Origin of the sequence: Alkalilimnicola ehrlichii (genome assembly GCF_003399765.1) — a bacterium.
GTDB lineage: Bacteria > Pseudomonadota > Gammaproteobacteria > Nitrococcales > AK92 > AK92.
Map to the genome: position 1 here is coordinate 111,187 of NZ_NFZV01000005.1, position 19,391 is coordinate 130,577.

Annotated in this window: 20 protein-coding genes and 2 pseudogenes; 14 read left to right on the forward strand and 8 right to left on the reverse strand. The window is 57.2% G+C overall.

Going from position 1 to position 19,391, the window contains the following annotated elements:
- Nucleotides 1-6: 6 nt before the first annotated feature.
- The 7 genes and pseudogenes from CAI21_RS06680 to CAI21_RS06710 form a co-directional block, all read right to left on the reverse strand.
- On the reverse strand, nucleotides 7-1,494 hold the full coding sequence (locus tag CAI21_RS06680) for an RNA polymerase factor sigma-54 (protein WP_116301574.1): 1,488 nt from the start codon (nucleotides 1,492-1,494) through the stop codon (nucleotides 7-9).
- Between the two features lie 160 nt (nucleotides 1,495-1,654).
- Nucleotides 1,655-2,380 (reverse strand): LPS export ABC transporter ATP-binding protein, encoded by a 726-nt coding sequence (gene lptB, locus CAI21_RS06685; protein ID WP_116301575.1) that lies wholly within the window; start codon nucleotides 2,378-2,380, stop codon nucleotides 1,655-1,657.
- Nucleotides 2,377-2,904: a lipopolysaccharide transport periplasmic protein LptA gene (gene lptA, locus CAI21_RS06690; protein WP_116301576.1), complete on the reverse strand. Its 528-nt coding sequence runs from the start codon at nucleotides 2,902-2,904 to the stop codon at nucleotides 2,377-2,379. Before lptA ends, lptB begins: the two co-directional genes overlap by 4 nt.
- Nucleotides 2,885-3,460: an LPS export ABC transporter periplasmic protein LptC gene (lptC, locus tag CAI21_RS06695; protein WP_116301577.1), complete on the reverse strand. Its 576-nt coding sequence runs from the start codon at nucleotides 3,458-3,460 to the stop codon at nucleotides 2,885-2,887. The genes lptA and lptC overlap by 20 nt, the downstream gene beginning before the upstream one ends.
- The gene (gene kdsC, locus CAI21_RS06700; RefSeq protein WP_116301578.1) at nucleotides 3,450-4,016 is read right to left on the reverse strand and encodes a 3-deoxy-manno-octulosonate-8-phosphatase KdsC; all 567 of its coding nucleotides are present in this window, start codon (nucleotides 4,014-4,016) and stop codon (nucleotides 3,450-3,452) included. Before kdsC ends, lptC begins: the two co-directional genes overlap by 11 nt.
- Before the next feature lie 5 nt (nucleotides 4,017-4,021).
- Nucleotides 4,022-5,055: pseudogene (locus CAI21_RS06705) on the reverse strand (KpsF/GutQ family sugar-phosphate isomerase).
- A 302-nt stretch (nucleotides 5,056-5,357) separates the two neighbouring features.
- Nucleotides 5,358-6,329: a calcium/sodium antiporter gene (locus CAI21_RS06710; protein ID WP_116301579.1), complete on the reverse strand. Its 972-nt coding sequence runs from the start codon at nucleotides 6,327-6,329 to the stop codon at nucleotides 5,358-5,360.
- A gap of 269 nt (nucleotides 6,330-6,598) precedes the next feature.
- On the opposite strand from CAI21_RS06710, the gene CAI21_RS06715 reads away from it, so the two are divergent.
- The 8 genes from CAI21_RS06715 (at nucleotide 6,599) to hisD (ending at nucleotide 12,867) form a co-directional block, all read left to right on the forward strand.
- A complete protein-coding gene (locus tag CAI21_RS06715; protein ID WP_116301580.1) occupies nucleotides 6,599-7,441 on the forward strand; it encodes an ABC transporter ATP-binding protein in 843 nt (280 codons plus the stop codon).
- Entirely contained in the window at nucleotides 7,438-8,214 is a 777-nt protein-coding gene (gene mlaE / locus CAI21_RS06720; RefSeq protein ID WP_116301581.1) for a lipid asymmetry maintenance ABC transporter permease subunit MlaE, read from the forward strand. Before CAI21_RS06715 ends, mlaE begins: the two co-directional genes overlap by 4 nt.
- 13 nt (nucleotides 8,215-8,227) lie before the next feature.
- A complete protein-coding gene (mlaD, locus tag CAI21_RS06725) occupies nucleotides 8,228-8,695 on the forward strand; it encodes an outer membrane lipid asymmetry maintenance protein MlaD (protein WP_116301582.1) in 468 nt (155 codons plus the stop codon).
- A 2-nt stretch (nucleotides 8,696-8,697) separates the two neighbouring features.
- Entirely contained in the window at nucleotides 8,698-9,018 is a 321-nt protein-coding gene (locus tag CAI21_RS06730; protein ID WP_116301583.1) for an STAS domain-containing protein, read from the forward strand.
- A gap of 50 nt (nucleotides 9,019-9,068) precedes the next feature.
- The gene (locus CAI21_RS06735; protein WP_404840855.1) at nucleotides 9,069-9,302 is read left to right on the forward strand and encodes a BolA family protein; all 234 of its coding nucleotides are present in this window, start codon (nucleotides 9,069-9,071) and stop codon (nucleotides 9,300-9,302) included.
- Nucleotides 9,303-9,494: 192 nt separating this feature from the next.
- On the forward strand, nucleotides 9,495-10,754 hold the full coding sequence (gene murA / locus CAI21_RS06740) for a UDP-N-acetylglucosamine 1-carboxyvinyltransferase (RefSeq protein WP_116301585.1): 1,260 nt from the start codon (nucleotides 9,495-9,497) through the stop codon (nucleotides 10,752-10,754).
- A 62-nt stretch (nucleotides 10,755-10,816) separates the two neighbouring features.
- Entirely contained in the window at nucleotides 10,817-11,449 is a 633-nt protein-coding gene (gene hisG, locus CAI21_RS06745) for an ATP phosphoribosyltransferase (protein ID WP_116301586.1), read from the forward strand.
- Between the two features lie 110 nt (nucleotides 11,450-11,559).
- Nucleotides 11,560-12,867: a histidinol dehydrogenase gene (hisD, locus tag CAI21_RS06750; protein WP_116301587.1), complete on the forward strand. Its 1,308-nt coding sequence runs from the start codon at nucleotides 11,560-11,562 to the stop codon at nucleotides 12,865-12,867.
- A gap of 81 nt (nucleotides 12,868-12,948) precedes the next feature.
- Here the strand turns inward: hisD and CAI21_RS06755 are convergent, their stop codons facing one another.
- Nucleotides 12,949-13,800, reverse strand: coding sequence for a S1C family serine protease (locus CAI21_RS06755; RefSeq protein ID WP_309544660.1), 852 nt, complete (start codon nucleotides 13,798-13,800; stop codon nucleotides 12,949-12,951).
- Nucleotides 13,801-14,464: 664 nt separating this feature from the next.
- Between CAI21_RS06755 and CAI21_RS06760 the strand changes: the two genes are divergently transcribed.
- The 6 genes and pseudogenes from CAI21_RS06760 (at nucleotide 14,465) to CAI21_RS06785 (ending at nucleotide 19,212) form a co-directional block, all read left to right on the forward strand.
- A complete protein-coding gene (locus CAI21_RS06760) occupies nucleotides 14,465-15,223 on the forward strand; it encodes a Nif3-like dinuclear metal center hexameric protein (protein WP_116301588.1) in 759 nt (252 codons plus the stop codon).
- 315 nt (nucleotides 15,224-15,538) lie between these two features.
- On the forward strand, nucleotides 15,539-16,135 hold the full coding sequence (petA, locus tag CAI21_RS06765; protein ID WP_116301589.1) for a ubiquinol-cytochrome c reductase iron-sulfur subunit: 597 nt from the start codon (nucleotides 15,539-15,541) through the stop codon (nucleotides 16,133-16,135).
- 8 nt (nucleotides 16,136-16,143) lie between these two features.
- Nucleotides 16,144-17,390 (forward strand): annotated as a pseudogene (locus CAI21_RS06770) (cytochrome b).
- Entirely contained in the window at nucleotides 17,390-18,130 is a 741-nt protein-coding gene (locus CAI21_RS06775; RefSeq protein WP_116301590.1) for a cytochrome c1, read from the forward strand. Before CAI21_RS06770 ends, CAI21_RS06775 begins: the two are co-directional and overlap by 1 nt.
- Before the next feature lie 45 nt (nucleotides 18,131-18,175).
- On the forward strand, nucleotides 18,176-18,799 hold the full coding sequence (locus CAI21_RS06780; protein WP_116301591.1) for a glutathione S-transferase N-terminal domain-containing protein: 624 nt from the start codon (nucleotides 18,176-18,178) through the stop codon (nucleotides 18,797-18,799).
- A 32-nt stretch (nucleotides 18,800-18,831) separates the two neighbouring features.
- The gene (locus CAI21_RS06785) at nucleotides 18,832-19,212 is read left to right on the forward strand and encodes a ClpXP protease specificity-enhancing factor (protein WP_116301592.1); all 381 of its coding nucleotides are present in this window, start codon (nucleotides 18,832-18,834) and stop codon (nucleotides 19,210-19,212) included.
- Nucleotides 19,213-19,391: the final 179 nt, after the last annotated feature.

The following is a 19,391-nucleotide window of genomic DNA, read 5'->3' on the forward strand; positions in this document are numbered from 1 at the left end:
TTGCCTTCAAGCTAATCGTTTGCGCTCGGTGGACGAGGCGATGGACATGGCTTCGCGATACTTGGCCACGGTCCTCCGTGCCACATTGATGCCTTCGTCGCGCAAGATTTCCGCTAATTTGCTGTCGCTAAGCGGGCGTCTTGCGTCTTCGGCAGCAATGAGGCGTCGGATTCGGGCGCGAATGGCGGTGGCTGAGCATTCGCCGCCATCCGCCGTTTGCACGTGACTGGAGAAGAAATACTTGAACTCAAAAGTGCCGCGGGGGGTGTGCATGTATTTCTGAGTGGTAATTCGGGAGATCGTCGATTCATGCATGTCGACCTCTTCCGCCACTTCCCGCAGCACTAACGGCTGCATCGCTTCTTCCCCTTGCTCCAGAAAGCCCTGTTGATGTTTGACGATGCAATTGGCAACTTTCACCAAGGTTTCGTTGCGGCTTTGTAAGCTCTTGAGAAACCAGCGGGCTTCCTGCAAATGGTTGCGCAACGTCGTATTGTCGGCGCTGTTATCGGCACGCCGAACAAGGCTTGCATAGTAATTGTTGATGCGGATTTTGGGTGCGGTTTCGCGATTTAACTCCACCCGCCAAACTCCCCGTACTTTGCGCACATACACGTCCGGGATGACATACTGCGCGCGTTGCGCGCTAAATTGCGATCCCGGCCGAGGGTCGAGCCCTTGAATCAACGTAATGACCGCTTTCAGCTCTTCTTCGCTGAGTTTGATGCGGCGCATAAGTTGAGCGTACTGACGATTGACGAGAAGGTCCAGATGCTTTTCCACTAATTCCCGGGCTTTTTCTTGCCAGGGGGAATCTAAATCAAGCACTCGGAGCTGAATCAGCAGCGCTTCCTGGGGGTCGCGCGCGGCAACGCCCACCGGATCGAAGCGTTGAATCCGGTGCAGGACGACCTCAATCTCATCCGCCTCGACCTCCCAGTCCGGGGGGAGTGTCGCTTGGATATCTTCCAGGCTACAGCCGAGGTAGCCGTCTTCGCGGATAGCGTCGATGATCGCTTCGGCAATCGCTGCATCACGTTCGGAGAAACGGCTGAGGTTCGCCTGCCAGCTCAGGTGTTCGCGTAGTCCGTCTTCGCTATCGGCTTGGTTTTCAAAAAGATCGCGCTGGCTGTCGGGGTCGCCCGCGCTATAGGACGAGCTCCCGTCGTAGACGTCCTGCCAGTCGCTGTCGACCGGTAATTCGTCCGGAATGTTCTCCCGCTCGTTTTGGACGCTAGCCGCTTCATGTTCGATGTCGCTATCGTGGTCGTTGCGTTCGGCGGCGGCTTCTTGCGGTTCCTTGACCGACAGCGCTGCTTCGTCGCTACGCGCCTCCACGTCTTCGGCGACTTCCAGCATGAGGTTGGAATCAAGCGCTTGCTGAATTTCCGTTTGCAGGTCGAGCGAAGACAGCTGCAGCAAGCGGATAGCTTGTTGCAGTTGCGGGGTCATGGTCAGCTGTTGGCCAAGTCGAATCTGTAGCGATTGCTTCATGGCTGCAAGGCTTACCTGACCGGTTTCCGGCCGAAGGCGGCCGGTTGTGTTGGCGTATGCTTCATGAACATGATGTTAATCCAATGCTAGCCCAAATTCTGTATGAAGCGAAAGAAATCTATCACGGGCGGTGTGTGAATTGTTGCCGCTGGCTTATCGACTATAAGCGGAAGTTCTCTCCGAGGTACACTTCCTTGACTTGTTGATTGGCTAGGATGGCTTCCGCATTGCCTGATGCGATGACGTGCCCTCCGCTGAGGATGTACGCCCGCTCGCAGATGCCGAGGGTTTCTCGAACGTTATGATCGGTAATGAGTACGCCGATGCCGCGTTCGGTGAGTTGGCCGATAATCTGTTGAATATCGATCACCGAAATGGGGTCGACACCGGCGAACGGTTCGTCGAGAAGAATAAAGGCAGGGTTGGCGGCTAGGGCTCGGGCGATTTCTACTCGCCGCCGCTCGCCGCCGGATAGGCTGATGCCGTATTGATCTCGCAGATGGCCAATGTGGAATTCTTCCAGCAGAGCCTCTAGTGCCTCGCGCCGGCCGGCACGGTCGAGATCTTTGCGTATTTCTAAAACTGCCATGATGTTATCGGCCACAGTCAGTTTTCGAAAAACCGAGGCTTCCTGCGGTAGATAGCCGATACCGCGTTGGGCTCGTTCGTGCATGGGGAGGCGGGTGATATCCTGACCGTTTAGCTCGATTCGGCCACTATCGGCGGGTACGAGGCCGACGATCATGTAAAAGCATGTGGTCTTGCCGGCGCCGTTAGGCCCTAGTAACCCTACAACCTCGCCGCTACCGATTTCGACCGATGCGCTCTTGACCACCGAGCGCCGTCGATAACTCTTGCTTAGATCGCTGGCTAGCAAGCGGCTCATTCGTCTTCGCCCTCTGCGTTTTCGTCCTGCCGGGGGAAAAAGGTAATCCGGGTGCGGCGTTCTCCTGCACCTTCCGCGGCGACGCGTTCTTCGGTCAGGTCGTAGTGGATAGTTTCGCCGGTGAATTCGTTCGTCCCCTGAACCAGGCGCGCGCCCTGCAGAAGTCGCACGTGCTCGGGGGCCGTTGCATGATATTCCATGCGCGGAGCATAGCCGCGAATAGGTTCTTGCTGGCCTTCGCGGGCACGGACGAAATTGGCCGGTTCGCCTTCGACGACGACGCGTTCGATTTCTCGGTTCTGGGAGGTGTGTACCGTCATGCGGTCGCCACGGATGATGGTGTCGCCGTGGGTTAATTCGACATTACCTGTGTACACGCCGATTCCGGTCGCTTGACTCATTTCGGCGCGGTCGGATTCGAGCTGAACGGCTGCGCCGCGTTCCGCCTGCGTTATGCCGGTCGCTAAGAGAAGTGCCGATGCGATAAATACTAAGCCGAGGCGGCTATAGCTCTTGCGGTGCATAATGAGCCCTTACTCTGGAAAGTAGTTCGATTCGGCCCTCGTCCAGCCAGGCGCGAGCGCCAATCCCTTCGATGCGGCCGCTCTCCTGTGTCAGTACGGCTAACTGATCGGTTTCAGCGTAATGTTCCTGCGTTTGCAGATGAACTTCTGCGGTATCGAGTTGAGTGGCTTCTCTTGTTTCTCCGGCCGGCCGCCAAAGCCTGACCTGACCTTGCAGTAACACTTCGTCGCCATCGGCCCAGGCACGTCCACGTTCCGCCGTACCGTACCAGTTGGCGCCGTCTTCGGTATACAGCTCGAGCCGGGGGGTGTCGAACTCCCAATGCTCGGTGCGTGGATAATGCATCATATCGTCGGCCTCCAACCGATAGCGCCAGCGTCCGTCTGCGCCGCTGGTCAGCAGGTGGAGCTGCCGCGCGTAGTAGTCGGTTTCCTCGGGAGGTTGTTCTTCGGCTGTGGGCGGGGGCGGCTGCTCGCGCTCATCAAAAACCCACCAAGCCATCACCGCCATTACGACGAGGCTTACCAGCGGAAAAAGGCGTCGTTTAAGGAACATAACGCTCCAATATACTTCGCAGTTGCCCTTTGGCTGCGAGGACGAGTTCGCAAAGTTCGCGCACGGCGCCCTCGCCACCGGCCCGTTGGGTGGTCCAATGGCTGTGTCGTTTCACCCAGGGGTGAGCGTTGGCGACAGCGGTGGCGAGCCCGACCTGAGCAAGGATGGGAACGTCTACCAAATCGTCGCCCGCATAGGCAACCTGTGCAAGGTCAAGATTAAGCAGCTCCAGCAATTCTTCAAGCGCTATTTGCTTTTGCTTTTGACCCTGTAAAACGTAACGAATTCCTAGCTCTTTCGCGCGTTGGTCGACAATTTGTGAACTGCGTGCGGTAATGATCGCAACTTCCACGCCTGCGGCAAGTAACATACTGATACCTTTGCCGTCCTGGATATGGAACGCTTTCATCATCTCCCCGTTGTTCCCCATGTATATGCGACCGTCCGTGAGGACACCGTCGACATCCAGGGCGAGCAGTTTGATGTTTCGCGCCCGCTCGGCAAGGGCGGGCGTAGGCGCCGTGAAGCAGGCGTATTCAAGCTCTCCGGTATTCATTTTGTCTAGACCACGCCGGCACGCAGTAGGTCGTGCATGTTAAGTGCGCCTACCAGTTGTTCGTTGTCGTCGATAACCAGCAGTGCGTTGATTTTGTGTTCGTCCATGACGGCGAGCGCTTCGGCTGCCAGTTGCTGCGGATGGACGGTTTTGCACCGCTCCGTCATCACGTCGCGTACCTTAGTGCGGTGTACGTCGACGTTTCGATCCAGGGCTCGGCGCAGGTCGCCGTCGGTAAAACGCCGAGCAGTCGTTGTTTCTGATCGACGACGGCGGTCATGCCTAAGCCTTTGCGGCTCATCTCCATCAGCGCGTCGGCTAGCGCTGTCTCCGGCGTTACCTGCGGTACCCGTTCGCCCGTGTGCATAAGGTCGTCGATGAGAAGCAGCAAGCGGCGTCCCAGGCGACCGCCGGGATGGGAGCGGGCGAAGTCTTCGGCGGTAAAACCACGGGCTTCGAGCAGAGAAACGGCGAGGGCGTCGCCCATGGCTAAGGCGGCTGTTGTGCTTGACGTAGGCGCCAAGCCCAGCGGGCAGGCCTCTTTCGGAACCTTAACGTTGATATGCGCGTTCGCGGCTTTGGCGAGCGTCGAGTCGGGGTTGCCGGTCAGGGCGATCAAGGGCACATTGAGCCGCTTAATAAGCGGTAGGATCGTGATCATTTCCTCGGTTTCGCCCGAATTCGATAGCGCCAGGACCACATCCTGGGGCGTGATCATGCCGAGATCGCCATGACTGGCCTCGCCGGGGTGGACGAAAAATGCCGGTGTGCCGGTGCTGGCTAGGGTGGCGGCAACTTTGTTGCCAATGTGGCCGGATTTGCCCATGCCGGTAACGACGACTCGGCCTTCGCAGGCCAGCATATAGCGGCATGCTTTGGTAAACGTTTCGTCAATGCGCTCTTTCAAGCTTTCTACGGCGTCTGCTTCCGTTGCCAGCACCGCTAAGGCCAGCTCGCGGAGCCGACCGTCGGTAACCCGTGCATTGGGGGAGGTCGTATCGGTATCTTTTAGCGGTGAACGAATCTTATCTTGTTCCATCTCGTTGAGTGTCGTCATCAGGTGAATGAGTTTTTCAGGCGTTGTATATACCGCCAAGCTTAGCGTTAGCGTACCTGCCCAATAATTCGGAGTATTTCTGTCACCCTTAGATGCGTGTGCACAGATCAAGGGCCGCGGTACCGCTCCTCCGTTCCGGCATCGGTCTGGCACTCAAAAATACTGCGAATTATTAGCGAAACACCGAGCAATTCCCTCGTTTGGTTTATACCGGCTAAGGCGGCAGACATGGTATAGCAGTTCCGGCCCAGGGGTAATAGTAACCCGTCACACCCGCGCCTTCGTTACGACCCCGACACGAGGTAGAGCCACAGCTGATAGCCGGCATAGGCGAGCAGTAGCAACGCGCCGCCAAGTCGACCGATATGCCCCGGCGAACCTAAGCCGCGGCTCATGACGACCGCCGCTGCGGTGAGGCCGAACATCACCGCAAAGTCCCGCTCGATGACGCCGCTTTCTACCGCAGTCGGCGCGATTAAGCCAGCCAGACCCATAACTCCGAGCAGATTGAACATGTTCGAGCCGATCAGGTTGCCAATGGCGATGTCATGCTCTCCCCGGCGTACGCTGGCAATAGAAGCCGCTAATTCCGGTAGGCTGGTGCCTAGCGCAACTATACTCAGGCCTATTACTAAATCACTGACGCCGAAAAGTTGTGCAAGTTCCACGGCCGCCCAAACGCAAAGGCGCGCGCTAAGCAGCAGCCCGATCAAACCGACTGTCAACCATAAGGCGGCTCGGCCAACGCTTAAGCCGCTTGGGATCTCAGCGGCAAATTCGCTGGCGATAGGGTCGGTGCGTGCCGATTTTCGGTGGCTTTCCCAAAGCAGGAAAAGAATCAGGGCAACGAGGCCGAGCAATAGCGCGCTACTCTCCAACCGCGATAACTGGCCGTTCCAGAGCAGCGCCCAGCACAACAGAATGGTGGCGAAAAGAACGGGAAGCTCGCGGCGGAGTAATCGCGAGTGGATAGCAAGCGGTGCGACCAGCGCGGTGGCACCGAGAATCAGGCCCATGTTGGCGATATTGGAGCCGACAGCGTTGCCGATTGCGAGCCCTGGACTGCCGTGCCAAGCGGCCAGGCCGGAAACGAGCAGCTCCGGTGCCGATGTGCCTAGTGCAACGATCGTCAAACCGATGACTAGCGGCGATAGGCCGAGTTGATTGGCTGCGCCGGCGGCTCCGAGCACAAATCGATCGGCGCTCCAGGCAAGCGCCGCAAAGCCGACTATCAGTCCGATGATATATAAAAGCATGGGTCGATCGCCGAGTGCATGACGGGCGTTATCATACCCGCTGTTGCTTCGTTACACAGCGTATGTCATTTGACTGATGTGGAACCATGCCGGATACTCCTGATCGTTCAAGGTTTGGGGTGCTCCGAATGTCTCGCCTTTAGTTTCGGCGACGCGCATAGCTGCACTGTCTGAATGGTGATTAACCATCCGGTAATAGGTGGCTCTCGCTACCCCGGATGTGTAGACGTTCCTTCCCGTCATCGAGGTTTGGCAATCAAGTGATGCCTATGGCAGCTGATAATAGCGCTCGACCCTCCGACGTCATGGTTGAAATTCGCGGCCTGCATTTCACCCGCGGGCAGCGGAAGATCTTTGACGGCGTCGATATCGATATACGGCGCGGTGAAGTCACCGCGATTATGGGGCCGAGCGGAACCGGTAAAACCACTCTGCTACGGCTGATCGGCGGTCAGTTGCGTCCTGACGCCGGCACCATCAAAGTCGACGGTATCGATGTCCACCGGCTGCGGCGTAAAGAGTTGTATCAATTGCGGCGGCGGATGGGGATGTTGTTTCAAAGCGGTGCGCTGTTTACCGATTTGAACGTTTTCGAGAACGTGGCATTCCCGCTGCGCGAGCATACAGACCTTCCCGAGTCTCTGATTCGTCATTTAGTTTTGATGAAATTGGAAGCGGTCGGTTTGCGAGGTGCGCGCGAACTTGCGCCCACCGAGCTGTCGGGCGGCATGGCGCGACGAGTGGCGCTGGCGCGGGCGATCGCGCTCGATCCATCGATGATTATGTACGACGAGCCGTTTACAGGGCAGGACCCTATCTCGATGGGGGTGCTGGTTAAGCTTATCCGTTTGCTTAACGACGCGCTGGGGCTGACCAGTATTCTAGTCTCCCACGATGTCCAGGAAAGCGCTGAAATCGCGGATCGCATCTACGTACTTTCCGGTGGGCAAGTCATCGAGTCCGGTACGCCGGAGGAGTTATGGCAGTCCGACTCGCCCTGGGTTCAGCAGTTTTTGCAAGGCGAAGCGGACGGCCCGGTGCCCTTCCATTTCCCCGGCGGATCCTATCGCGATGATCTGCTAACGGGTAAACAGCGTGGAGGCCGGCGATGATCGCAGGGTTCCAGTTTCTTGGAGAGCGGGTGTTGCAGTCGCTGACGCGGCTGGGGCGCGGACATCTGTTTTTATTGCAGATACTCGCGGCGATTCCGGCCGTCTTGTTACGGCCGCGGCTTATCGTGGCGCAGATCTTTTCGGTCGGTGTCCTGTCGCTAATTATCATTATTGTCTCCGGCACCTTTGTCGGTATGGTGCTTGGTCTGCAAGGCTATTACACCCTCGTGCAGTTTGGCGCTACCGAGTCGCTCGGCGTCTTGGTTGCGTTGTCCTTGCTGCGGGAGTTGGGGCCTGTCGTTACCGCGTTATTGTTTGCCGGTCGGGCAGGCTCGGCATTGACCGCCGAGATCGGTTTGATGAAGAGCACGGAGCAGCTTTCAAGCATGGAAATGATGGCGGTCGACCCTATTCGCCGGGTGATCGGGCCGCGTTTTCTGGCCAGCTTTTTCGCCTTGCCGTTACTGGCGATGATTTTCAGCTTCCTGGGCGTTATGGGCGGTTACGTGATCGGTGTGAATATGTTGGGTATCGATGACGGGGCGTTCTGGTCGCAGACGCAGGCCGCAGTTTCTTTTTATGACGATGTGCTTAACGGTTTGATCAAGGCGATTGTGTTCGGTTTCGTAGCGGCTTGGATTGCGGTTTTCGAAGGTTACGACGCCACGCCGACTTCGGAAGGTATTAGTCGTGCGACCACGCGGACCGTAGTCAATACGTCGCTAGCGGTCCTCGGGCTCGATTTTATTCTGACCGCGCTCATGTTCGGATAAGGGGCAGCAGGTTATGCAAACATCCCGTGTGGTAGAAATTTGGGTGGGCATCTTCGTTGCCCTGGGTTTGGCTGCATTGCTAGGCCTGGCTGTCCAGGTCAGCAATCTTACGGAATTTCGCCAAGGCCCGACGTACGAGCTAACGGCCAGTTTTCGCAACATCGGTAATTTAAAGCCGCGGGCGCCGGTCACTGTTGGCGGTGTACGCATCGGGCGGGTCGCCTCGATTGAATTGAACCCCGAGACCTGGCGCGCCGATGTGGTCTTGGAAATCGACGCTCGCTTCCAGGGCCTGCCGGCGGAAACCGATGCCAGAATAATGACGGCCGGCCTGTTGGGCGAGCAGTACATCGGGTTAACGCCCGGCGCTCCCGGCTTTGGTTATCTGGAAGATGGTGATGAAATCGAGTACACGCAGCCGGCATTGGTATTGGAAGATTTGATCGGAACGTTCATGGTTCGCCAAATTGAAGGGGAGTAAGGATGAGAGCCGCCGAGCTTAAGGCTGAGCTGCGTCCGAGCTTGTCCGCCGGCGCATTCACGGTACAGGGTGTGATGGGCTTTTCCACGGTGACGGGCTTGTTGCGGGAAAGCCAGCGCTTGTTCAAAGGCCAGGCCCGGATCACGGTCGATCTCGGGGGGGTGGAGCGCGCCGATAGCGCAGGGCTTGCGTTGCTTGTCGAGTGGACGCGAGTAGCGCAGATGCAGGGGCAGGATATTCGTTTTGTTAAAATGTCGCCGCAAATGCAGGCGATTGCCGAAGTCAGCGGTTTACAGGATGTGCTGCCATTTAGCGCCGCCTGAAGCGTGTTGGGCGGACATGTGAATACATTTGATGAGAGCGAGGACGGAGCATGATGGATCCTCAAGAGATCGAAGTGCTAATTAAGGCTGGGCTGGAAGCTGCCGAAGTAGAAGTGCAGGGGGACGGGCGGCATTTTCAGGCTACGATCGTCTCGCCGGCTTTTGCCGGCAAGACGCCGATTCAACGGCATCGGATGGTCTATGCGCTGCTTGAGGAGCACATCCACAGCGATGTCTTGCACGCGATTTCCATGCGTACGCTAACGCCGGATCAGCGCGGTTAGGTGTCGTCGTGCTTCTTTCCCTCCGGGTGGATGAACCAGGCCGGCTGAGACATCTAAGCTAGTTTAGTAACGTTGCATGGCTTATGCTCTGCCGCTTTCGCAGGGTGGGCATACAGATAGCACTTTGCCAAGGCCTTAACCCTTCGTCGAAACCTCGCGCGGGTTTCCGAGTCCAGATCCGGAATACTTGAAATGGAAAAATTGATCATGCGTGGCGGCGTTCCCCTTAACGGGGATGTCCGCATTTCCGGCGCTAAGAACGCCGCGTTACCTATCTTGGCTGCGACCCTGCTAGCCGAAGGTCCCATGACGGTCGGTAATATCCCGCATTTGCAGGATATTACGACCACTATGGAATTGCTCGGCCGGATGGGCGTCAGCCTGACGGTGGACGAGCGGCTTAGCGTTGAGGTCGACACGAGTACGATCAAGACCTGCTACGCCCCTTACGAATTAGTTAAGACCATGCGGGCGAGTATCTTAGTGTTAGGGCCGCTATTAGCGCGTTTCGGCGAGGCGACGGTTTCCTTGCCGGGCGGCTGTGCTATCGGTTCGCGGCCGGTCAATCTACATGTAGAGGGGTTGCGGGCTCTTGGTGCCGACATTACCGTCGAGGGCGGTTACATCAAGGCACAGTGCAAGCGCCTGAAAGGCGGTTTGATTGTGCTCGATACCGTAACTGTCACCGGAACCGAGAACCTGATGATGGCTGCCGCGCTTGCCGAAGGTACCACTGTCATCGAGAATGCCGCGCGCGAACCGGAAGTGGTGGATCTTGCTAACTGCTTGAACGCTATGGGAGCACAGATCAGCGGTGCCGGTACCGATAAGCTCGTCATCGACGGAGTGCCGTCGTTATCGGGTGCACACTACCGGGTGTTGCCGGACCGCATCGAAACCGGTACGTATTTGGTGGCTGCCGCTATGACCGGCGGGCGCGTGCGCATTAAGGATACCGACCCGAGCTTGTTGGAAGCCGTGCTGCTCAAGCTGGAAGATGCCGGCGCGGAGATCGATACCGGAGAGGATTGGATCGAACTTAACATGCGCCGCGAGCGGCCTAAGGCCGTGTCTTTGCGGACGGCACCCTATCCTGCGTTTCCGACCGATATGCAGGCGCAGTTCTGCGCTTTGAACAGCATCGCCGAAGGCGTTGGGACCATCACCGAGACGGTATTCGAGAATCGTTTCATGCATGCGTTGGAAATGCAGCGTATGGGCGCGGATATCCGAATCGAAGGTAATACCGCCATCAGTAGGGGAGTGCCGACCTTGACCGGCGCGCCAGTTATGGCAACCGATCTGCGTGCCTCTGCGAGTCTGGTTTTAGCTGGGTTGGTGGCCCAAGGCGAGACGGAAGTCGCGCGCATCTACCACATCGATCGCGGTTACGAGTGTATTGAAGAAAAGCTGGCGCAGCTGGGGGCGAATATTCGGCGTGTGCCGGACTAGTCGTCGATCGGTTTTCGCTTTGCCAGAGTCAGCGTCTCGCCAGCGGAACGATGGAATGAATTATGTCTGATAGCCTAACCATAGCCTTATCGAAAGGGCGTATTCTTAAGGAAACGTTGCCTCTGCTGGCGCAGACCGGGATAGAGCCGTTGGAAGACCCTGGATCGAGCCGTAAGCTCGTCTTGCCGACCAACCAGCCCGATGTCCAGCTGGTGATTGTGCGAGCGACCGATGTGCCAACCTACGTCGAGTACGGCGGCGCGGATATCGGTGTCTCCGGCAAGGACGTGCTGATGGAGTACGGCGGGCAGGATTTGTATGAGCCGTTGGATCTCAACATCGCCCGCTGCCGTTTAATGGTGGCGGGCCGTCCGGGCGCTAACCTGCGCGAAGGACGCCTTCGGATCGCTACCAAGTTCGTTAATATCGCCCGGCGCTACTACGCCGAGCGCGGTCGCCAGGTGGAATTGATCAAGCTGTACGGTTCGATGGAGTTAGCCCCTTTAATGGGGATGGCGGACCTGATCGTGGATGTGGTCGATACCGGCAATACTCTGCGAGCCAATGGCCTGGAGCCGTTGGAGCATATAGCAGACATCAGTTCGAGGTTGATCGTAAATAAAGCTTCGATGAAGATGAAGCATCGTCGTATTAAACGATTTATTACCGAAATGGCGCAGGCGGTCCAGCGCTAGCGCCAGACCTCGAAATATTGAACGATTGCCTACAAAGAGCGGAGCTTGGCAGCTGCGCGCGAGGCTTGGTTCGGTGCTTTCCTTTATCAGTGCAAGAAAGGCTTGGAAAGATGGTGGATATTGAACGCCTAAGTACTGCGGAACCCAATTTCTGGGAGCGTTTGCGGGCGAAAACCGCTTGGGACAACAGCGCTGAAGCAGGTGTCGAACATGCGGTTAGAGATATCCTCCATGCTGTCAAGCAGCGCGGCGACGCCGCCCTGCTTGAGTTCAGCCAGCGTTTCGACCAGCTCGAAGCGCAGACGGTGGCCGAATTTGAAATCTCCGCCGAGCGCTTAGAGGCTGCGCTGGCCGAGTTGCCGAGCGATCAACGCGTGGCATTAGAGCAAGCTGCCGGCCGCATTCGTGCTTACGCCGAGCGACAGAAGCAGGAGTCTTGGCAGTTCCAAGAAACCGACGGGACACTGCTCGGTCAGCGTGTGACGCCGTTAGACCGCGTCGGCGTTTACGTGCCGGGCGGAAAGGCAGCGTATCCTTCTTCCGTATTGATGAATGTCATTCCGGCGAAGGTTGCGGGCGTGCCGGAAGTCATTATGGTCGTGCCGACCCCGGCCGGCGAGGTTAACGCGCTAGTGTTGGCGGCGGCCCGTATCGCCGGGGCCGATCGAGTGTTTACGCTGGGTGGAGCGCACGCGGTGGGCGCGCTTGCCTATGGTACGGCAACGATTCCCGCTGTCGATAAGATCGTGGGGCCCGGTAATGCTTTTGTTGCTGCGGCCAAACGGATGGTTTTCGGGGTGGTCGGCATCGATATGGTTGCCGGGCCGTCGGAAATATTAGTGATTTGCGATGGTGAAACCGACCCCGATTGGATCGCAATGGATCTTTTCTCGCAGGCCGAGCACGACGAACAGGCATCGGCGATTTTAATCGCGACCTCGGAGCGTTATCTCGATCAAGTGCAGGCCTCGATGGAGCGTTTGCTGCCGACATTGGAGAGAGAAGCTATTATCCGCCAATCGCTTGCGGGCAGTAGTGCTTTTGTGCTCGCGCGAGATCTGAGCGAAGCGGCTGTCGTGGCCAATGTCATTGCCCCCGAACACCTAGAGCTATCGGTCGCCGAGCCGGAAGCTTTGCTGGCCGAGATTCGTCATGCAGGTGCGGTTTTCCTTGGGCGGCATACGCCGGAGGCGCTAGGCGATTACTGCGCAGGGCCAAACCACGTGCTACCGACATCGGCAACGGCACGCTTCGCCTCGCCCTTGGGCGTTTACGATTTTCAGAAGCGGACAAGCGTCATTAACTGCTCGGCAAGCGGTTCGGCTCGGCTCGGGAAGACTGCCAGTATATTAGCTCGGGGAGAAGGGTTAACAGCTCATGCGCGCTCGGCCGAGCTGCGAGTCGAAGCCGAGAAATAACCATAAGAGCCGCCCTTCGACAGAGGGCGGCATTAGTAGGTTGGCCTTGCTCCCGCGGGAGCTAACTATCCTCGCTCCCTATTAGCGTCGCGATTCTTGTCTGTGGGGCCGTTCGTGAATGCTAATTTGCGTTTCAAATGTCGTTTCGTCGGCGGTGCGCCACGCGCCGACGGTGATTTCCGTCCCTGGCGGGCGTGCGGTGATGAGCCGTAGCAAGGACTGGGCATTATCGACGGGTGTGTCGTCAATGGTGTGAATGACGTCGCCGGGGCGCAAGCCGGCTTGATCTGCAGGCCCATTACGTAGCACGCCAGCGACGATGACGCCGGCATCGGAATCAAGTCCAAACGATTCTGCAAGAGGCATCGTAAGCGGTTGTACTTCGATGCCAACCCAGCCGCGAATAACCCGACCGTGCTCGATAATACTGATCAGTACTTCCCGCGCTAATTCGGCGGGGATGGCAAAGCCGATCCCGTGCGAGCCTCCGCTGCGACTGAAAATCGCCGTATTAATGCCTACCAACTCGCCGCGAGCATTGATCAGCGCCCCTCCTGAGTTGCCTGGGTTGATAGCCGCGTCCGTCTGGATAAAGTTTTCGAACGTCGAAAGGCCCAGTTGCGAGCGCCCTGTCGCACTGACGATGCCCTGGGTAACGGTCTGCCCAACGCCAAACGGGTTGCCGATGGCAAGCACGACATCGCCGACGCGCAAAGCATCCGAGTGTCCCAACGTGATGGAGGGTAAATTGTCGAGTTCTATGGCCAGTACCGCCAAATCGGTTTCCGGGTCGGCACCGATTAGCCGTGCGTCCGCGGTGCGCCCATCGTTGAGCATGACCTCGATTTGCTCGGCTCCCTGGATGACATGGTTGTTGGTAAGGATATGGCCGTTTTCGCTGAGGATAACGCCGGAGCCGAGGCTTGTTTCCATCCGCTCGCGGGTTTCTCCGCCCGGACTTTCGCCGAAAAGCGGCGAAACAACGGATCCTCCAGCAAAGGATGCTGTCGCTCTTGTACCCGCTTGGTGGTGTATATGTTGACGACGGCGGGCGCTGTCCGTGCCACCGCATCGGCGTAGGAAACCGGACCCTCACCCAGCCCGCCGCCTGGGGTTGGAGTGCCGGCTTCGGACGAGTGTACTTCAACGACGTGTTGTTCCGGCCCAATTACACCGGGGAATACGTACATTATCGTTGCTGCTACGATAATGCCGACTAACGCATAACTAAGTAAAAACGGAGTAGACGACTTTTCTTCATTACGGACATGTCCTCGTCCCAGTCGATGCTGGGTACATTTTACGCCGACAGTCAAAACCGTCTTCCCGCCACGGGCGTTTTTTATGCTTTGTTTGTGCCTGCGGGTGCGCGGCCTATCGGGTGTCGTAATCCGGCTCGCGATAAAACAAAGGCTTATATTGTAGTGTAAATCTTCTTCGACGGCATGCTTTCGATGCCTTCACAATGTAAGGCTGTGTAAATGGCGTACGTTGTGAAGGGCCGAGTACTATTGGTTGGCGATTCGGCCTCGCACATTGTTCGGCGGCGTGCTAGTGTCCCTAATCGATGGCTTGGTGAGGGAGATAAGGAGTAAATATGGTCCAGCGCTCGGAGCTGATCGCTTATCTGAATGACCTACTGGCCGTCGAGCACTTCAGCGATTATTGTCCGAACGGGCTTCAGATCGAAGGTTGTTCGGAGGTGCAAACGTTGATTGCAGGGGTGACTGCATCGCAAGCTTTTCTGGAGCGAGCCTTGGCGGAAGGGGCCGATACGGTTCTGGTGCATCATGGCTATTTTTGGAAAGGGGAGAACCCCAGCATAGTCGGGATGAAGGCTCAACGTATTGGCGCCCTGCTGCGAGCGAATGCCAATTTACTTGCTTACCACCTGCCGTTGGATGCCCACCCGCTCTACGGCAATAACCGTCAATTGGCCGATCGGCTTGGAATTGCCATAACCGGCGAGGTGGCAGCCGGACCGAGGCCGGCCTTGGTCCTAAAGGGGCGATTGGCGCAGCCGGTAACCGCTGAGGCGTTTGCCGCCCACATCGAGGCTGTCTTGGGGCGCAGTCCCATGCATATCGAAGGCGGGCCGGGCAAAATTCAAGAAGTCGCCTGGTGTACCGGAGCAGGGCAAGACTTCATCGACGCTGCTGCTGCAAGTGGGGTCGACGCTTATATCAGCGGAGAAATCTCCGAGCGGACCACGCACAGCGCGCGGGAGCAAGGTATTCACTATTATGCTGTCGGTCATCATGCCAGCGAACGCTACGGTGTTCAGGCCCTAGGCGAGCATCTTGCCGAGCGCTTCGGGCTCAAGTATTCCTTTATCGATGTCGATAATCCGGCTTGAGCGCGTTCGATCGATGTTTCGTGCCCATGCCGGCAGGGTTGGCAGCAGCCGGATATAGTGTCTTGCCGGCCTAATAGGCGCACCTAGCCCCCGCTAATTCCAGGTTGGAGTGCGGGAACTTTATACGGTCTTTTCCCGGAAAGTTGCGTTCGATGTATCGCTTCTGCGGCTTGTCCGCTTGATTTCCCAGGTGGGATATAAGATCCTTATGCGCCAAATTTGCCCGGGTTCCCTTTTGTTTTTCTAGGGGCTCGGCAGGTCGGCTAAGGCCGGCTTTTCCTTCCAGGCACCGTCTCAACCTCGTGGGGGTCGTGAATGAATCAAGAAGGCGTAAATAAATCAAGACGCCGTTTTCTGACTGCAACGACCGCGGTTGTGGGTGGCGTAGGCGCTGTGTTTACCGCCTACCCCTTCCTTGCGTCCTGGCAGCCAAGTGCTAGGGCTCAAGCCGCGGGTGCACCGGTAGAGGTTGACATTAGTCGCCTGGAGCCGGGTCAGCTGATCAATATCGAGTGGCGTGGACGGCCCGTGTGGGTCTTTCAGCGTGACGAAAGGGCATTGCAAGAGCTTGAGGAATTGGCGCCGCGTCTGGCCGATCCCGAGTCTCGCGTGCCGCAGCAACCTCAGTATGCCGAAAATTACCACCGGTCGATTCGGCCGGAAGTCATGGTTATGGTCGGTATCTGTACCCACCTTGGTTGTTCGCCGTTATACCGTCCTGAGCCGGGTTCTTCCGATATGGGTGGGACCGGCTCGCCAGGCGGTTTCTTCTGCCCCTGTCACGGTTCTCGCTTCGATCTGGCCGGTCGTGTTTTCCGTAACTTACCGGCTCCGACTAATATGGAAGTGCCGCCGCACTTCTACATTGACGAGAACCAGATCCTGATCGGCGAAGAGGAAGAGGCGGCCTAATGAATAAGATGGAAGAAGTCGCAAAGTCCAATCGTTTGATTGGCTGGATCGACGCGCGCTTCCCGTTAACCAAGCTTTGGGAAGAGCACGTTTCCAATTATTACGCGCCGAAGAATTTTAACTTCTGGTATTTCTTCGGCTCTCTGGCGATGTTGGTGCTGGTCATACAGATCGTCTCCGGCATCTTCTTGACGATGAACTATCACCCACTGGCGCCGGCGCGTTTGCCTCCGTCGAATACATCATGCGCGACGTCGAATGGGGTTGGTTATTGCGCTATATCCATACAACGGGCGCGTCCGCGTTCTTTATTATCGTCTACCTGCACATGTTCCGCGGGTTGATGTACGGCTCTTACCAAAAGCCGCGCGAGTTGGTGTGGATCTTCGGCATGTTGATCTACGTCCTGCTGATGGCCGAAGCCTTTATGGGCTATCTGCTGCCTTGGGGGCAGATGTCCTACTGGGGTGCGCAGGTGATTATCTCGCTCTTTGGCGCGGTCCCGTTCGTAGGCGAAGACCTGGCGCTGTGGATTCGCGGTGACTACAACATCTCCGAAGTTACTTTGACGCGTTTCTTCGCGCTGCATGTGATCGCTCTGCCGCTGGTGCTGGTATTCCTGGTGATTTTCCACATCATGGCGTTACATGAGGTCGGGTCGAACAATCCCGACGGCATCGACATCAAGAAATATAAGGACGAGAACGGTGTTCCGCTCGACGGCGTGGCTTTCCACCCGTACATGACCGTGAAAGATCTGGTAGCCGTTATTATCTTCCTGATCTTCTTCGCGGCCGTTGTGTTCTTCATGCCGACCTTCTTCGGCCTTTTCATCGAGTCGCCGAACTTTGAGCCTGCGAACCCGCTGGTTACGCCGGATCTGATTCACCCTGTTTGGTACTTCGGGGCTTACTACGCCATCTTGCGTGCGATCCCAAGTATTGCCGGCTCTTCCTTCCCTGGGGTAGCCGTCATGGGGCTGGCGATCGTCATGCTGTTCCTGTTGCCCTGGCTGGATCGTGGTAAGGTGCGTTCGATCCGTTATCGCGGCTTGAGCTTCAAGATCGCCTTGATCTTGTTCGCTATCGCCTTCGTCATGCTGACCTTCCTTGGCATGCAGGCTGCGACCCCGTTGTATACGGCGCTGTCGCAGATCGGTACGGTGATCTACTTCGGCTATTTCATCTTCTTGTGGGTCTACACCTACTTCGGACTAGAGAAGACGAAGCCGGTGCCGGAAAGGGTGACAAAGTAATGAAAAAGTTCGTACTAGCTGTACTGTTACTGCTGGCGCCGGGATTAAGCGGCGCCGCAGGTCCACAAGGCGACCTGATGTCGGCTCGGGTCAACGTAAACGACAATGCTTCCCTGCAGCGGGGTGCTAACCTTTTCGTCAACTACTGCATGAGCTGTCACTCGGCCGAGTTCATGCGTTTTGGGCGGGTTGCTCAGGACTTGGGTCTGAGCGAAGATCTGGTCGAGAAGTACCTGATCTTCACCGATGCGCAGATTGGCGACACCATGCTCAACGCGATGGACCCGGAGCTGTCGGAAGGTTGGTTCGGCGCCGCGCCGCCGGATTTGAGCTTGACGGCCCGTGTGCGTTCGGCCGATTGGATCTATACGTTTCTTAACAGCTTCTATCGGGACGAAGAGTCCGCGGTCGGGGTCAACAACCTGATCTTTTCCGATCTGAGCATGCCCCACCCGTTGTGGGAGCTGCAGGGTATGCCGGAGCCGGTTTATGAAGAGGTTCAGGTCGGCGACGAAGCTCGCTTGGAAATCGTTGGCACCCGTGTGGAAGAAGGTTCCGGGCTAATGACCGAAGCGGAATACCGTCAGGCTACCCAGGATCTCACCAACTTTATGGTGTACATCTCCGAGCCGATTCGCGCCGAGCGCGAGCGCTTAGGGGTGCGGGTGATCCTGTTCCTGCTGGTGTTCCTCTTCGTGGCGTACTTGCTTAAGAAGGAATACTGGAAGGATGTCCACTAAATCTTACACCTCGTGTGAGGGTGTAACCGGCGAGGAGGGTGCCGGATGGCTGCGGTGAGTAAACGTTCGGTTATGACGCTTTATTCGGGGCAAACCTGCCCGTTGAGTCATCGGATACGCTTCGTGTTGGCGGAGAAGGGAATCACCGCCGATATCGTGCCTGTCAGCGGAGACAACAAGCCCGAAGAGCTGTTGGATCTGAACCCTTATGGCACGGTACCGACCTTGGTTGATCGCGATCTTGCCCTGTATGGGACCAAGATCATCGCCGAGTATTTGGACGAGCGTTTCCCGCATCCGCCGTTGATGCCGGTCGACCCCGTTTCGCGGGCTAAGGCGAGGCTGGTGCTGTATCGGATCGAGAAAGATTGGTACGGTCCGTTAGACCGGTTAATCGAAGGCGGCGAGACGGACGCCGAGGGTGCCCGTAAGGCGCTGATCGAGAGTCTGACGGCTAGCAATGAATTGTTTGCGAATATGCCGTACTTCCTTAGCGAAGATCTCTCGATCATGGACTGCGCGGTAGCGCCGTTGCTGTGGCGCTTACCGCACTATGGCATCGAGTTGCCGGAGCAGGCGCAGGCAGTACTGGATTACGCTGAGCGGATCTTCGCGCTGGACTCGTTCCAACGTAGTCTTACCGACGCGGAACGTGTTATGCGCCCCTGAGGGGGCGCAGGCATCTTCCTGTTTGAGGTTATATGACTTCCAGTCGTCCTTATTTGGTACGCGCGCTCTATGAGTGGATCGTCGATAATGGCTTGACGCCCTATATCCTGGTCGACTCGAACTACGAGGGATTGGTCGCACCGTTAGAATATGCCGACAACGGTAAGTTGGTGTTGAACATCGCCCCGCGAGCTGTGCGTGGCTTGAACGTTGCGAACGACGGCGTGTCTTTTAATGCTCGCTTTGGGGGTACGCCGCGTGACGTTTATGTTCCCATCTTGGCGGTAATGGCTATCTACGCGCGAGAGAATGGGCAAGGTATGCTGTTCTCGGAGCGGGATGATGGCGGGGAGCCGCCGCCAGATCCTCAAGGTAAGGGTAGCAGTAAGCCCACGCTGCGTATCGTCAAGTGAGCTTAAGCGCGGCCGCTGCGGAGATATGTATCCGCAGCGGCTGTTGATATAGCCGTCTCTTTTCGAGTATGGAGAGAGGGGTTTCCGAAGCCCAAAGGCTGCCTCCTGTATCTTGCGTCATCGTGACTCGATAACGCCTTCCCACCGTTTCGTAACTTATACGCCTACTGGCCGATTAC